The organism is Novilysobacter erysipheiresistens, from assembly GCF_036663935.1.
Classification (GTDB): domain Bacteria; phylum Pseudomonadota; class Gammaproteobacteria; order Xanthomonadales; family Xanthomonadaceae; genus Novilysobacter; species Novilysobacter erysipheiresistens.
Genome location: NZ_JAXGFP010000007.1, coordinates 100991 through 115265 on the forward strand (window position 1 = coordinate 100991; position 14275 = coordinate 115265).

General features: G+C 70.6%; 15 protein-coding genes. All 15 read right to left on the bottom strand.

What is annotated here, in order from left to right; translation table 11 throughout:
- Positions 1 to 25: 25 nt before the first annotated feature.
- Positions 26 to 2017, bottom strand: coding sequence for a flagellar biosynthesis protein FlhA (flhA, locus tag SNE34_RS13165; protein WP_425604547.1), 1992 nt, complete (start codon positions 2015 to 2017; stop codon positions 26 to 28).
- Between the two features lie 95 nt (positions 2018 to 2112).
- Complete coding sequence (gene flhB, locus SNE34_RS13170; protein WP_332617975.1) at positions 2113 to 3270, bottom strand: flagellar biosynthesis protein FlhB; 1158 nt, start codon at positions 3268 to 3270, stop codon at positions 2113 to 2115.
- Between the two features lie 36 nt (positions 3271 to 3306).
- Positions 3307 to 4095 carry a flagellar biosynthetic protein FliR gene (fliR, locus tag SNE34_RS13175; RefSeq protein WP_332617977.1) on the bottom strand — a complete coding sequence of 263 codons (789 nt, stop codon included), beginning with the start codon at positions 4093 to 4095 and terminating at the stop codon, positions 3307 to 3309.
- Positions 4096 to 4108: 13 nt separating this feature from the next.
- Positions 4109 to 4378: a flagellar biosynthetic protein FliQ gene (locus SNE34_RS13180; protein WP_332617979.1), complete on the bottom strand. Its 270-nt coding sequence runs from the start codon at positions 4376 to 4378 to the stop codon at positions 4109 to 4111.
- 13 nt (positions 4379 to 4391) lie between these two features.
- On the bottom strand, positions 4392 to 5171 hold the full coding sequence (fliP, locus tag SNE34_RS13185) for a flagellar type III secretion system pore protein FliP (RefSeq protein ID WP_332618206.1): 780 nt from the start codon (positions 5169 to 5171) through the stop codon (positions 4392 to 4394).
- 83 nt (positions 5172 to 5254) lie between these two features.
- The gene (gene fliO / locus SNE34_RS13190) at positions 5255 to 5863 is read right to left on the bottom strand and encodes a flagellar biosynthetic protein FliO (protein ID WP_332617981.1); all 609 of its coding nucleotides are present in this window, start codon (positions 5861 to 5863) and stop codon (positions 5255 to 5257) included.
- 8 nt (positions 5864 to 5871) lie between these two features.
- Entirely contained in the window at positions 5872 to 6231 is a 360-nt protein-coding gene (gene fliN, locus SNE34_RS13195) for a flagellar motor switch protein FliN (protein ID WP_332617982.1), read from the bottom strand.
- Positions 6228 to 7229, bottom strand: coding sequence for a flagellar motor switch protein FliM (gene fliM / locus SNE34_RS13200; RefSeq protein WP_332617984.1), 1002 nt, complete (start codon positions 7227 to 7229; stop codon positions 6228 to 6230). Before fliM ends, fliN begins: the two co-directional genes overlap by 4 nt.
- A gap of 32 nt (positions 7230 to 7261) precedes the next feature.
- On the bottom strand, positions 7262 to 7750 hold the full coding sequence (locus SNE34_RS13205; protein WP_332617986.1) for a flagellar basal body-associated FliL family protein: 489 nt from the start codon (positions 7748 to 7750) through the stop codon (positions 7262 to 7264).
- A gap of 225 nt (positions 7751 to 7975) precedes the next feature.
- Positions 7976 to 9130 carry a flagellar hook-length control protein FliK gene (locus tag SNE34_RS13210; protein WP_332617988.1) on the bottom strand — a complete coding sequence of 385 codons (1155 nt, stop codon included), beginning with the start codon at positions 9128 to 9130 and terminating at the stop codon, positions 7976 to 7978.
- A complete protein-coding gene (gene fliJ / locus SNE34_RS13215; RefSeq protein ID WP_332617991.1) occupies positions 9127 to 9594 on the bottom strand; it encodes a flagellar export protein FliJ in 468 nt (155 codons plus the stop codon). The genes SNE34_RS13210 and fliJ overlap by 4 nt, the downstream gene beginning before the upstream one ends.
- Positions 9591 to 11000, bottom strand: coding sequence for a flagellar protein export ATPase FliI (gene fliI / locus SNE34_RS13220; RefSeq protein ID WP_332617993.1), 1410 nt, complete (start codon positions 10998 to 11000; stop codon positions 9591 to 9593). The genes fliJ and fliI overlap by 4 nt, the downstream gene beginning before the upstream one ends.
- The gene (locus SNE34_RS13225; protein ID WP_332617994.1) at positions 10997 to 11632 is read right to left on the bottom strand and encodes a FliH/SctL family protein; all 636 of its coding nucleotides are present in this window, start codon (positions 11630 to 11632) and stop codon (positions 10997 to 10999) included. Before SNE34_RS13225 ends, fliI begins: the two co-directional genes overlap by 4 nt.
- Positions 11629 to 12642 (bottom strand): flagellar motor switch protein FliG, encoded by a 1014-nt coding sequence (gene fliG, locus SNE34_RS13230; protein ID WP_425604540.1) that lies wholly within the window; start codon positions 12640 to 12642, stop codon positions 11629 to 11631. The genes SNE34_RS13225 and fliG overlap by 4 nt, the downstream gene beginning before the upstream one ends.
- On the bottom strand, positions 12635 to 14266 hold the full coding sequence (gene fliF, locus SNE34_RS13235) for a flagellar basal-body MS-ring/collar protein FliF (RefSeq protein ID WP_332617996.1): 1632 nt from the start codon (positions 14264 to 14266) through the stop codon (positions 12635 to 12637). Before fliF ends, fliG begins: the two co-directional genes overlap by 8 nt.
- Between the last annotated feature and the right edge of the window lie 9 nt (positions 14267 to 14275).

The following is a 14275-nucleotide window of genomic DNA, read 5'->3' on the forward strand; positions in this document are numbered from 1 at the left end:
TCAACCCTTCCGCAATGTTCTGTGTTCAACCGATCGCGCCGACCAGGCGCAACCGCTTGTCTTCCGGGACCTCGGTGTAGGCCAGTACCGACAGCGCCGGGACGCTGTGCCGCACCAGCCGCGCGAGGGTCGCGCGGATCCCGCTAGGGACCAGCAGCACGGCGGGCTCGCCGCGGCTCTCCTGCTGGGCCACGCAATCGCTGAGGTTCTGGTGCAGGCGTTCGGCAAGTCCGGGCTCCAGCGCGGCCCCCTGGCCGCTGACCGAGTCCTGCAAGACGCGTTCCAGCGCCGGCGCCAGGGTGTAGACCGGCAGCTCGGGGTCGAGGCCGTTGAGTTCCTGCACGATGAAGCGGCCCAGCGCGGTTCGCACCGCGGCGATCAGCGCGGCCGGGTCCTGGGTGTGGGCGCCGTGTTCAAGCAAAGCCTCGACGATCTGGCGCATCTGCCGCAGCGGCACCTTCTCGGCCAGCAGCGACTGCAGCACCCGCACGATCACCGACAGCGGCAGCAGCTTGGGCGTCAAATCCTCGACAAGCTTCGGCGTCGCCTTGCCGACGCTGGCCAGCAGGTGTTGCACCTCGTCATGGCCGAGCAGTTCGGACGCGCGCTCGCGGACCAGGTGCGACAGATGGGTGGCGACCACAGTGGCGGCGTCGACCACGGTGTAGCCCAGCGACTCGGCGTGGGCGCGCTGGTTCGGCAGGATCCACACCGCGTCGAGGCCGAACGCCGGGTCCTTGCCGGCAATGCCGTCGAGCGGGCCGAACACCCGGCCGGGGTCGAGCGCGAGCTCGCGCTCCGGGTGCAACTCGCCACTGGCCAGCGGCACGCCGTGGACCAGGATGCGGTACTGGCCCGGCGCCAGCTCGAGGTTGTCGCGCACGTGCACGGCCGGGATCAGGAAGCCGAGGTCCTGGGTCAGCTTGCGGCGCACGCCCTTGAGGCGCGCCAGCAGTTCGCCGCCGCGGCTCTTGTCGACCATCGCGATCAGCTTGTAGCCGACCTCCAGCCCCAGCGGCTCGACCGGGCGCAGTTCGTCCCAGCTCAGTTCGGCCGTGGCGGACGGCGCAGCGGTGGTGTCTTCGGGCGATTCGGCCTGCTGCGCGGCGAGCGTTTCGCGCTGGTGCAACTGCCACGCGGCGTAGCCGATCACCGCGGCGAGGATCAGGAACGGCAGGTTCGGCATGCCCGGCACGATCCCGACCAGGCCCATCAGCAGTGCCGCCACGATCAACGCGCGCTTCTGCCCGAACACCTGCTTGCGCACCGCCGGGCCCATGTCCTGCTCGCGGGTCGCGCGGGTCACCAGCATCGCCACCGCGGTGGAAACCAACAGCGCCGGCAACTGCGCCACCAGGCCGTCGCCGATCGCCAGCAGCACGTAGGTGGTCGCCGCGTCGCCGAACGCCATGTCGTGCTGCAGCAGGCCGATCCCGATGCCGCCTACCAGGTTGATCACCAGGATCAGCAACCCGGCGATCGCATCGCCGCGGACGAACTTGCTGGCGCCGTCCATGGAGCCGTAGAAGTCGGCTTCCTCGCGCACTTCCTCGCGGCGCGCGCGGGCGTCCTCGCGCGTCAGCAGGCCGGCGTTGAGGTCGGCGTCGATCGCCATCTGCTTGCCCGGCAACGCGTCGAGGATGAAGCGTGCCGATACCTCGGAGATGCGTCCCGAGCCCTTGGTGATGACGATGAAGTTGACGATGGTCAGGATCGCGAAAACGATGATACCGACCACGTAGCTGCCGCCGATCACGAACTGGCCGAACGACTCGATCACGTGGCCGGCCGCGCCCGGACCTTCGTGGCCGTGTAGCAGCACCACCCGGGTCGAGGCGACGTTCAGCGCCAGCCGCAGCAGGGTGACCATCAGCAGCACGCTAGGAAACACCGAGAACTCCAGCGGCCGCTTGACGTAGACCACCGCCAGCAACACCACCAGCGACATCGCGATGTTGATGGTGAACAGCGCGTCCAGCACCAGCGGCGCCAGCGGCACGATCACCATCGCCAGCATCGCCAGCACGATCAGCGGCGCGGCGGCGCCCTTGCCGGCGTCGCGGGCGATGCCGGAAAACCGGCTCGCCGACGGATTGCCGCCCGCCTGCGCCGTCATCGCGACGCTCCGCCGTCGCCGGCCATGTCGTCGACCGCACCGTCGGGACCGACGTCGACCTCGGCCAGCACCGGCGGCGGCCCGTACGACGGGTGCCAGCCCTTCAGCTGGAAGACGTACGACAGCACTTGCGCGACGGCGGCGTAGAGTTTCACCGGGATTTCCTGATCGACCTGCGCCTGCCTATACAAGGCGCGTGCCAGCGGCGGCGTCTCCAGCACCGCGATCCGGTGTTTCTCGGCGACATCGCGGATCGCCAGCGCCATCTCGTCGACGCCCTTGGCGACCACCTTCGGCGCGCGCATGTTGGCCGCGTCGTACTTCAGCGCGACCGCGTAGTGGGTCGGGTTCATCACCACCACGTCGGCAGTGGGCACCGCTTCCATCATCCGTCGCTGCGACATCTGCTGGGCGACCTGGCGCACCCGCGCCTTGATCTCCGGGTTGCCTTCGGTTTCCTTGTACTCGTCGCGGATCTCCTGCTTGGTCATCTTCAGCTTGCTGCGGTGCTGGTAGTGCTGCCACGGCACGTCGATCGCGGCGATCAGGGCCAGCGAGCCGGCCATCGCCAGCAGCGCCCACAGCGCGGTGTCGAGGCCGCTGGCGACGGCCCCTTCCAGGGTCATTCCCGGCATTGCGACCAGTCCGCGGAACGCGCGGTAGACCACCCAGCCGCCGGCGCCGAGCACCAGCACCACCCGCAGCAGCGAGCGCAGCAGTTCGGCCAGGCTTTCCTGCCCGTACATCCGGGCCAGTCCGGCGGCCGGGTTGAGCCGCTTGAAATCCGGTTGCAGCGACTGGCTGGAGAAGCGCACGCCGCCAAGCACCGCCGGGCCGATCAGGCAGGCCGCGAGCGCGACCAGCACCAGCGGCAGCACCGGCAGCAACAGACCAAGCGACAGCCGCGCGCTGTGCGCCAGCAAACGGTCGTCGTGGCCGAGCAAGGCCGGGTCGATAGTCAACGCATCGCGCAGCCAGACCTGCGCTGCCGCGCCCATCTCCGGCGCGATCAGCATCGTCGCCAGCGCCGCGCAGCCGAGCACGGCGACGTTGGCCAGTTCGCGCGAGCGCGGCACCTGGCCTTTCTCGCGCGCCTCGCGCAACCGTTTCTCGGTAGGTTGCTCGGTGCGGTCCTCCTTGTCGCTTTCTGCCATCTGCCGTTCTGCCTCGGTTCGACGCCGAGCGGGTGGCTACGGAGTCAGTGCGCGCGCCGCGAGGAAGGCGTCCTCGAACAGCCGCTGCACCGGCCCCTGCAGTTCCCGTGCCAGCAGGCTCAGCAGCAGCAGGCCGACCAGCAGCGACACCGGCAGGCCGATCGCAATCGGGTTGAGCGCGGCGGCCGCGCGCGACAGCACGCCGAACGCCAGGTTGGACGCCAGTAGCGCCATCATCACCGGCAGTGCCAGCAGCAGGCCGACCCGCAGGCAGGTGCCGAAGAACGCCGGCAATTGGGCGAGGAATGCGTTGACGTCGTCCAGTGGCGTGCCGATCGGCAGCGCCCGGTAACTGTCGGCAAGCAGGTCGACCAGTGCCAGGTGGCCGTCGAGGGTGAAGAACAGCAACCCGAACACGAGGAAGAACCACTGCGACAGCACGTTCGACGACGCCCCGCTGAGCGGATCGGCCATGGTCGCGAACGACAGGCCCATGCCCTGGCTGATCAGTTCGCCGGCGAACTGCCCGGCCTCGAACGCCAGCCGCAGGATCAACCCGATCGCGATGCCGACTGCGAACTCGCGCAGCACGTTGAGCACGGTGGCGGCGTCGACCGCGGCCGGTGGCGGCTCCGGCAACAGCGTCGACATCGCCGCCGACAGCGCCAGCGCCAGGATCATCCGCGCCCGCACCGGCATCCCGCGGCCGCCGACCATCGGCAACACCTGCAATGCCGCGCCGATCCGCAGCAGGTGCCACAGCACCGCGGCAAGCATGCCGAACAGGTTGAGGCCATCGACGGTGGTGGCGGTGACCGGGTCCATCGGTGCGAACCGCCTAGCCGATCAGGTGCGGGATGCGATGGAACAGGTCGGTGGTGAACGACACCATCTGCCCGACCAGGAAATGCCCGGTCAGCGCCAGCGTCGCCGCCAGCGCCACCGCCTTGGCCACGAACGCGATGGTCTGCTCGTTGATCTGGGTCGCGGCCTGCAGGATGCCGACCACCACGCCGACCACCAGCACCGCCAGCAGCAGCGGCGCGCCTAGTAATAGCGCCATTTGCAGGCCGCGGCCGATCTCGGTGAGGGCGACTTCGGGAGTCATGCGCGCGTCCCCGTCAGATCGGGTTGAAGCTGGCGGCGAGCGAGCCGACCACCAGCACCCAGCCGTCGACCAGCACGAACAGCAGGATCTTGAACGGCGCCGAGATCATCATCGGCGACAGCATCATCATGCCCATCGACATCAGCACGCTGGCGACCACCAGGTCGATGATCACGAACGGGATGTAGATCAGGAACGCGATCTCGAACGCGGTCTTCAGCTCGCTGGTCAAAAACGACGCCGCCAGCACGCCGAACGGGACGTCGTCCGGGGTCGCGTACGGGCCGGTGCCCGACAGCCCGGCGAACGTCATCAGGTCGGTCTCGCGCACCTGCGCCAGCATGAAGCCGCGAAACGGCTCCAGCGATGCGACCCATGCGGTCTTGAAGTCCATCTGGTCGTTGAGGTACGGCGAAATGCCGGCGGTCCACGCCGAATCGAACACCGGCATCATCACCATTACGGTGAGGAACAGCGCCAGCGCCAGCAGCACCTGGCTCGACGGCGTCTGCCCGGTGCCGAGTGCCTGCCGCAGCAGACCGAGCACGATGATGATGCGGGTGAACGCGGTCAGTCCGAGCAACGCCGCCGGCAGCAGCGTGATCGCGGTCATCAGCAGCAACACCTGCAACGGCATGCTGACCGGCTCGCCGCCGACCTGGCCGACGGTGACCGACGGCAGCGGTTGCGATGCGGCGGGCGCCGTGGCCGACTGCACTGATGGTGCCGAGGCGGTTGGCGCGGTCTGTGCGTCGGCCCGCCCGGGCGCCAACAGTGCGAAGGCCAGCAGCATGCCGATGCATACTCGCAGCGCGCAGCGGGTGGCGCATTCGATCCACGGGGCCCAGGCGTCGGCGATGGTGGTTTCAGGCTTCGTCATGACGGCTTCTTTCCGAACTGCCTGGCCAACACCTGCGCGAATGGCGACGGCGCGTTGGCGGGTGCCGGCAACGGCTGCTCCAGCGTGTGCAGGGCGCGGGTGCCGTGGGGCCCGGTCGACAGCAGCAACTGGGTGCCGCCGACGTCGACCACCACCACCCGCTCGCGCGGGCCCAGTGCCAGCGAACCGACGATCTTCAGCGCCGGGTTGCCACCGCCGACCGCGCCGAGGCCGGGCATGCGCTTGGCCAGCCACGCCAGGGCGAGGATCACCCCGACCACCAGCAGCAACGCCAGCACGGTGCCGCCGACCGCGCCGGCGGCGCCGGTGGGCTCGCCGAAACTTTCGGGTGCTGAGGTTTGGCTGGTGGTTGCGGTCGTGGGCGGCACGGTGGCGATTGCGGCGGTATCGAGCGACGGCGGCGTCGCGGCGACGGCCGATTCGACGGCCGGCACTGCAAACTCGCGTGGCGCGTCGCTGGTCGCGATTGCCGCGGCATCAGGGGCATTGGCGGCCACGTCCTGCGGCAACGGTGCGACGGCGACCGTCGCCGTCGCCTGCAGCGGCCAGGTCTGCACCGCGCCGGTTGCGCCGGCGTTGTCCATCGACCCGCTCATCGCAGCCGCTTGATCCGCTCGGCCGGGCTGACCACGTCGGTCAGGCGCACGCCGAAGCGGTCGTTGACCACCACCACCTCGCCCTGCGCGATCAGCGTGCCGTTGACGAACACGTCGAGCGGTTCGCCGGCGCCGCGCTCCAGTTCCACCACCGAGCCCTGGTTGAGCTGCAACAGGTTGCGGATCGGGATGCGTGCGCGGCCGACTTCCAGCGACAGCGAAACGCTGACGTCGAGGATCACGTCGAGGTTGAGGTCGGCGCCGGCGATGGCGTCGGAGGTCAGCGGATCGAACGCGGCGCGGGCCGGGTCGGTGTCACTGGCGGCGGTGAGGGTGGCGCTGTCGGATGTGTTCATGGCGATGCCAGGTTGGCAAGGGAAGGGACGGTGCGGGCGGCGTGGACGGCGGTGACCTTGATCGCGTTGCGGCCGTTGTGGGTGCCGAACTCGCCGGCGAACAACGGCATCTGCTCGACCTGCAACTGCACGGTCTTGGGCAGGTCGATCGGGATCACGTCGCCGACCTTGAGGCGGCACAGCTCGCGCAGGCTGATCTGGCGGTTGGCCAGCGCGCAGGCCAGTTCGACCTGGGCGTCCTGCAACTGGGTGCGCATCGCCCGGGTCCAGCTCTCGTCGCGCTCGACCCGGTCGCTCTGCACGCCGGCATCGAGTTGCTCGCGGATCGGTTCGAGCATCGAGTACGGCAGCGACACGTGGAACTCGCCGCCGCCGCCCTCGAGCTCGACGTGGAACTTGCTGACCACGATGTACTCGCGCGGGCTGATGATGTTGGCGAAGTGCGGGTTGACCTCGGAGTTGAGGTACTCGAACTCCACCGGCATCACCGGCGCCCAGGCCTCGACCAGGTCGGCGAAGGTCTGCTTCAGCAGCAGCTGGATGACGCGCATCTCGGTCGGGGTGAACTCGCGGCCCTCGATGCGGGTGTGGTACTTGCCGTTGCCGCCGAAGAAGTTGTCGACCACGGTGAAGATCAGCCGAGGCTCGTAGACCACCAGCGCGGTGCCGCGCAGCGGCTTCATCTTCACCAGGTTGAGGTTGGTCGGCACCTGCAGCGAATGCATGTATTCGCCGAAGCGGACCAGCTCGACGCCGCGCACCGACAGGTCGGCCGAGCGCCGCAGCAGGTTGAACAGGCCGATCCGCCAGGTGCGGGCGAAGCGCTCGTTGATCATCTCCAGCGTCGGCAGGCGGCCGCGGACGATCCGGTCCTGGCTGGCGAAGTCGTAGTTGCGCGCCTCGCCCGGCTCCGGCGGCGGCTCGGTCTCGACCGCACCGCTGTCGACGCCGTGCAACAGCGCGTCGATCTCATCCTGGGATAGCAGGTCGCTGCTCATCGTCTCGGCTCTCGTGCTCGTGTCGTGCGGGGCTACTGGGTGACCAGGCTGGTGAACAGCACGGCTTCGACCTTGTCGGGCGCGGACTCGGACCGCAGCACCGCGATCACCTCGGCCAGTGCCTTCTCCTGCAGGCGCTCCTTGGCGCTGCGCTGGGCCAGCTGGGCCGAGGACTGCTGGCCGAACAGCAACAGCAGGCGGTTGCGGATCGCCGGCGTGTGCAGTTCCAGCGCCGTCGCGGTGGCGGCGTCGCGGGTCATGATCTGGACGTCGGCCTGCAGGTAGCGCACCGCGTTGGTATCGGCGAGGTTGACCACGAACGCCGGGTCCAGCGCGTAGTACTGCGCCGGCGGGCGGCTGGGCGCCGGGGTCTCGGCGCTGGTTTCCGCGGCGTGCGCCTGCCACCACCACCAGCCGCCGCCGGCGGCGGCGCCGATCAGCAGCACACTGGCCAGGATCCACGGCAGTTTGCTTTTGGGCTTGGGCTTGGGCTTGGGGGCGGTGGCGGGGCTGTCGGACACGCGGGCACTCCGTGGGATGGATTGCCGGGAACCGTGCAAGGCGCGTGCCGCGGTGGAAGCCGGGATGGCGTCGGGGAGTTGACGCGGGCCTGAACGGGGCGCGACGGGTTTGCGGGCCGGCGCGGCCTGCGGGCTTTTGTAGGAGCGGCTTTAGCCGCGATCGGAAATCGTTCGCTCGCGCCGACTCCAGATCGCGGCTAAAGCCGCTCCTACAAGAGCGCGGGGTCAGGCGTACTCGTCGAGCAGGCCGCGGCTGAGCGTGGGCCGGGGAGCCTGGAGGTCGCCCAGGCCAGCGTCGGGTTCGGATTGCAGGTCGCCACCCCGCGCCGTCGCGGCGCGCTCGCCTTGCTCGCCGCCGCGGCCCTGGCCGACGTCAGCGTGGGTCAGCTGCAGGCCCTGCTGGCCGAGCATCTCGCGCAGGCGACCGACGCTGCTTTCCAGGGCGTGGCGGACATCGGCATGGGCCGACTGGAATTCGGCGCTGACCTTGCTGCCGTCGATTTGCAACCGCACGTCGATGGCGCCGAGATGTTCGGGGTTCAGCCGGATCTCGGCGCGACCGATGCGCTGGTCGGCAAGCCAGCCGATGCGCGCGCCGAAACCGTCGTCGAAGCCGGCATCGGGATCGGCCGGCAGGGCGAGCGGGGCGGCGAGCGCGGCGGCGTTGACCCGTGCCGGCGTGGCGGTAGCGCTGGCTGTCGGCGCCAGCAGAGAACTGCGATCGCCGAGCTCCGGCGCGGTGCCGGGATCGGCACCGACCTCGCCAGTGGCCAGGCCGAGCGCCTTGGCGAAATCGTCGACCGCGATCGCCTGGGTATTGTTCTGGACGGCGCCGGGTTCGGCCGTCGCAAGCGGCAAGGCGGCGGTATCCAGCGGGAACGCCGCGGTGGCGAGGCCGGTGTCGGGCTTGGCCGCCAGCGGCAGCGATGCGGATGCCGGGTCGACGGCGGTCGCGCTCGCGCCTGCGGTCGTGGCGGCAAGGGCCGTCGCCGTCGCCGCGGCCAATGCGGTGGTGGTCGCCGGCAGCACCGCCGCGGCGCCGGGGAATCCGGACAGCGGCGAGGTGCCGATGCCTGGTGCGAGGGCGGCGGTGGGCGTCGATCCCGCGGTGGTCGGCGCCAACGGCGAGTTCACGAGCAGGGCCAGCAGTTGCTCGGGCAGCAGTGGCTCGTGCGGGGTCTCGGCGGTGTCGCTGTGCTGGTTGTCGGACTCGGTGCCGGTGGCGGTCGTGGCCGCAGGCTTGCCCGCGGGCGCGGCCGCTGGCCCCGCCAGCAGGTTGGCGAAGTCGCCGTCGCCACCGCTGTTGGACGTGGCCTCGCCGGCACCACCGGGGAGGCGTGCCGAAGCGCCGGCGCTGGCCGGTACCTGCGCCGCGATCACGACGCCGTTCCGTCGCCGCCATCGGCGGACCGGGCGGTCTGCGCGACCCGGGCGCGGCGCGCGCCGATGTCGTCGAGTTCGCGCTGCACCCGTTGTTCGCTGGCGCGCGATTCCTCGGAGCGGTAGCTGGCCGACAGCTTCTCCAGCACGTGGGTCTCGCGGCTGGCCAGCAGCAGGCGCGCGCGCTCGACGTCGCGGTGCTGGCGGCTGTCCTCGACCGCCCGGCTCTGCTGGTTGACCGCGGCGTCCAGGCGCTCGCGGAACGCGAGCCGGTTGGCCAGCAGCGCCGGGTTGGTGATGTTCGCGCTCGGGCTCGCGTACTCGGCCGCGTAGCGACGCAGCGCGTCCAGCCGCTGCTCCTGTTCCGCCAGCGCGCGGTCGCGCTGGGCAACCTCGCGTGCGACCTCGTCCTGCTGCTGCTGTTTCACCCGAAGCAACGGGTCCAGGCGTTGCGATCGCGTCACGGGTTTGCCTCTTGTGCGGGTTCAGTGGGAAGGGGGCGTTGCGCACCGTCGTCGAGCAGGCGCGCCAGCGCGGCGCGGCTGGCCGCGACATCGGCCGCCTCGGTCACGTCCTGGCCGAGGAACTCCTGGATCTCCGGCCAGCGCGCCAGCGCCTCGTCGACGGTCGGGTCGCTACCGCGCTGGTAGGCGCCGATCGCGATCAGGTCGCGCTGGGTGTTGTAGGCGGCCATCAGCCGCTTGAGCTTGCGGATGCGCTCGCGCCACGGCGCGTCAGTGATTTCCTGCATGACCCGGCTGACCGAGACCTCGACATCGATCGCCGGGTACTGGCCGGCGTCGGCGATGCGCCGGGTCAGCACGATGTGGCCGTCGAGGATCGCGCGGGCGGCGTCGGCAATGGGCTCTTGCTGGTCGTCGCCCTCGGTCAGCACGGTGTAGAACGCGGTAATCGAGCCGCGGCCGTCGGCGCCATTACCGGCACGCTCCACCAGTTGCGGCAGCTTGGCGAACACGCTCGGCGGATAGCCGCGGGTGGTTGGCGGCTCGCCGACCGACAAGCCGATCTCGCGCTGGGCCTGGGCGAAGCGGGTCAGCGAATCCATCAGCAGCAGCACGTGCAGGCCCTGGTCGCGGTACCACTCGGCGATCGCGGTGGCGCGCAGCGCGCCGTGCAAACGGGCGAGTGGCGGCCGGTCGGCCGGGGTCGCAACGACCACCGAGCGGCGCAGGCCTTCCTCGCCGAGGGTGCTCTCGACGAAATCGCGCACTTCGCGGCCGCGCTCGCCGATCAGGCCAACGACAATCACGTCGGCGGCGGTGTAGCGGGTCATCATCCCCAGCAGCGTCGACTTGCCGACGCCGGAGCCGGCGAACAGGCCGATGCGCTGGCCGCGGCCGATCGGCAGCAATGCATTGATCGCGCGCACGCCGACGTCGAGCGAACGGGTGATCGGCTCGCGCATCAGCGGGTTGATCGCGACGCCGCCAAGGCCGACCCAGCTTTCCGCGCGGATCGGCCCGCGCCCGTCGAGCGGCACGCCGTCGCTGTCGATCACCCGGCCGAGCAGGCCTTCGCCGACACCGACTTCGCCGCGCTGGCGGGTGCTGACCACGCGCGCGTTCGGCAGCAAGCCAGCGAGGTCCGCGGTCGGCATCAAGAAGGTACGGTCGCCGGAAAAGCCGACGACTTCGGTATCGACCCAATGGCCGCCGGAGGTTTCGACCCGGCAGCGCGAGCCCAGCGGCGCCGAGCAGCCGGACGCTTCCAGGGTCAGGCCGACGGCGCGGCGCAGCACGCCCTCGCGGGCCAAGCCGAGCGACGGCGGTTGCGGGTTGGCGGCATCCAGCCGCGCGGCCAGGCGCAGGTTGCGCGCCTCTTTCCAGTGTTCGGCAGCGACGTTGCTCATCGTGCTTCCCCGTCTGCGGCGGTGGTCGATTGCAGAGTGGCTTCGAGGCAGGCCTGCAGGCGCGCGGCGAGGGTGCCGTCGATGCGCACGCTTTCGCTGTGCAGGCGCAGCTCGCCGCGGCCGAGCGCGGTGTCGGCGGTCAGGCGCACGCCGCTGAGTCCGGCCAGGTGCGGGGCGAGCACGCCGAGGTCGTCGGGATGCAGGCGCAGTTCGATCTCGCGGCTGGCGCTGCCGACGGCGTCCAGCGCTTCGCGCACGAGGTCGGCGAGCAGGGTGGGGTCGGCCGCGTAGCTGCGGCCGAGCAGTACCCCGGCGATGCGCACGGCGAGGTCGCCGAGGGCGTCGCCGACCTCGCCGTCGAGTCGCGCCAAAGGCCGGGTGAAGCCGTCGAGGATGCCTTCGATCTGGGCGATCTGCCGGCGCACCTCGGCCTGGCCGCTCGCCAGCCCTTCGGCGTGGCCGGCAGCGAACCCCTCGGCACGCGCGGCCTGTTCCAGCGCCTGCAATTCCTCGACGCTCGGCGGCGCCGCCACCGACTCGACCGGGCGCGGTGCCAGCCCCGGCGCGGTCCAGCGCACCGCGGATGTGGCGTCGGCGAAGACCGGCCGCAAGCCGGGCAGGGCCTCGCTCATACGAACGCCTCGGCCTTGGCGGCGAGCTGGATGGTGCCGTCATCGGCCATCTTGCGCACGGCGGCGAGGATCTCCTTCTGCGCCGCCTCGACCTCGGCCAGCCGCACCGGGCCGCGCGCTTCCATGTCCTCGATCAGGATCTCGGCCGCGCGTTGCGACATGTTGCCGGTGATCTTCTCGCGCACCCGCGGCTCGGCGCCGCGCAGGGCCACGGCGAGCTTGTCGCTGGGCACGTCGCGCAGCACGGTCTGGATGGCGCGGTCGTCGAGGTCGGCGAGGTTGTCGAACACGAACATCAGGTCGCGGATCTTGCCGCCGAGATCGCCGTCGATCTCGCCGATGCCGCCGAGGATGGCCTCATCCTGTCCGGAGTCCATGAAGTTGAGGATGTTGGCGGCGACCTTGATGCCGCCGATCGAGGACGACTTGATGTTCTGGCTGCCGGCGAACTGCCGCGCCATGACGTCGTTGAGTTCGTTGAGCGCGTTCGGCGGGATCCCGTCGAGGGTGGCGATGCGCAGCAGCACGTCGGGACGGCCGCGCTCGGGCAGCACCTTGATGACCTCGGCGGCCTGGTCGGGGTCGAGGTGCGACATCACGATCGCGATGATCTGCGGATGCTCATTGCGCACCAGGTCGGCGATCGCGCGCGGCTCCATCCACTTCAGCGAGTCCAGCCCGGAAGTGTTGCGGCCGGCGAGGATGCGGTCGATCAGCGAGCTCGCGCGGTCCTCGCCGAGCGCCTGGGTCAGCACCGCGCGGATGTAGTCGTCGGCGCCGGCACCCAGCGCGCTGGGTTGGGCCAGCACGTCGACGAATTCGTCGAACACCCCGGCCACCGCCTCGCGCGAGATGCCGCCGACCGAGGTCATCGCCAGGCCGAGCTTCTGCACTTCCTTCGCGCCCATGTGCTTGAGCACCTCGGCGGCCTGCTCCTCGCCCAGCGACAGCAGCACCACCGCGGCGCGTTGGACGCCGCTGAGGATCATTTCCTTGCGTGGCTCAGCCATCGGCTTCGACCCAGTTGCGCACCACGCTGGCGACCCGCTTGGGGTCGTTGCTGACCGCGGTCTTGGCGACCTGCAGCTTCTCGTCGAAATTCATCGCCACCTGCGCGGTGACGTGGTCGTTGCGCGGCCTGGCCGGCGCGGACAGCACCACCGGCACGTCCTCGTCCTCGTCGACCACGGTGGCGACGGCGGTGCGCGGCTTCGGCGCCAGCAACTGGCGCATGGCCGGGCGCAGCACGGTGAAGATCAGCAGCAGCACCGCCAGTCCGCCGAGGGCGATGCGCAGGAACTCGCGGGCGCGCGGGTGCTGCCAGAACGGCGGCGGTGCAGGCGGTTCCAGATCGGTGCCGCGCGCGAACGGCGCGTTGACCACCGACACCACGTCGCCGCGTTCGGCATTGAAGCCGACCGCTTGCTGCACCAGGGTCTGGATGCGTTCGATCTCGGTGTCGCTGAGCGAGCGGTAGCTGGTTTTCCCCGCGGCGTCGGTCTGCGGCAGGTTGTCGACCAGCACCGCGGCGGTGACCCGGGTGATCTGGCCGGGCGCCTGGCGGGTGTGGGTGAGGGTGCGGTCGAGTTCGTAGTTGCGCACCGCGGTGCGCGCGCCGGGGCCGGTCGCGGCGGTCGCGGCGGCCGCCGTCGCCGGGGCCGCAGCGTCGGGATTGTTGCTGGCGCTGCCGGGCACGCCGCTGGCCGCCGCGGTCGCGCCGAGGTTGCCGGATTCGGAGATTTGCTCGCTGCGGATCATCGCCGGGTCCGGGCCGTAGGTTTCGCTGGCGCGCTCGGTCTCGGCGAAGTTCATGTCGATGCTGACCTGGGCGCTGACCCGGCCGGGGCCGGCCAGCGGCTCCAGCAACTCGAGGATGCGTTGCAGGTAGACCGCCTCGGCGCGGCGCTGCTGCTCGAAGCGCTCGGCGCTGCGCGCGGCGTCGCTGTCGGGATCGGGGTTGGACAGCATCCGCCCGAACTGGTCGACCACGGTGACGTTCTCGACCGGCAGCTTGGGGATGCTGGAGGCGATCAGGTGCTCGATCGCGTTGACCTGGCCCGGCTCCAGCGCCGCGCCGCTGCGCAGGTGCAGCACCACCGAGGCGCTGGCGGGCTCCTTCTGCCGGGTGAACGCGCTGGGCTTGGGCAGGGCCAGATGTACGCGGGCCTCGCGCACCGGCTGCAGGTTGGCGATGGTCCGCGCCAGCTCGGTTTCGAGCGCGTGCTGGTAGCGCGCGTTCTCGACGAACTGGCTGGTGCCGAAGCCCTGGTCGCCCTGCATGGCCTCGAAGCCGCCGCCATCGCTGGCCGGCAGCCCGGCCGCGGCGAGGCTCAGCCGGGCCTGGCCGATCTGGTCGGCCGGCACCGCCAGCGCGCCCGTCGCGGGGTCGATCTGGAAGGGAATCTGCGCGGTGCGCAACAGGTCCGAGGCTTCGCTGGTGGCGCGGGCGTCGAGGCCGGCGAACACAGGCACGTAGCTCGGCTTCTGGGTCCAGAAGAACAGCCACAGGCCGAGCGCGATCGCGGCCGCGACCAGCGCGAACAGGCCGATCTGGCGCACCGCCGGGATGTCCTGCAGGCGACCGAGGTCGCGCAGGTTGCCGGGGGTGTTCTTGGGTAGGGCGATGACGCTCATCGTGGCGGT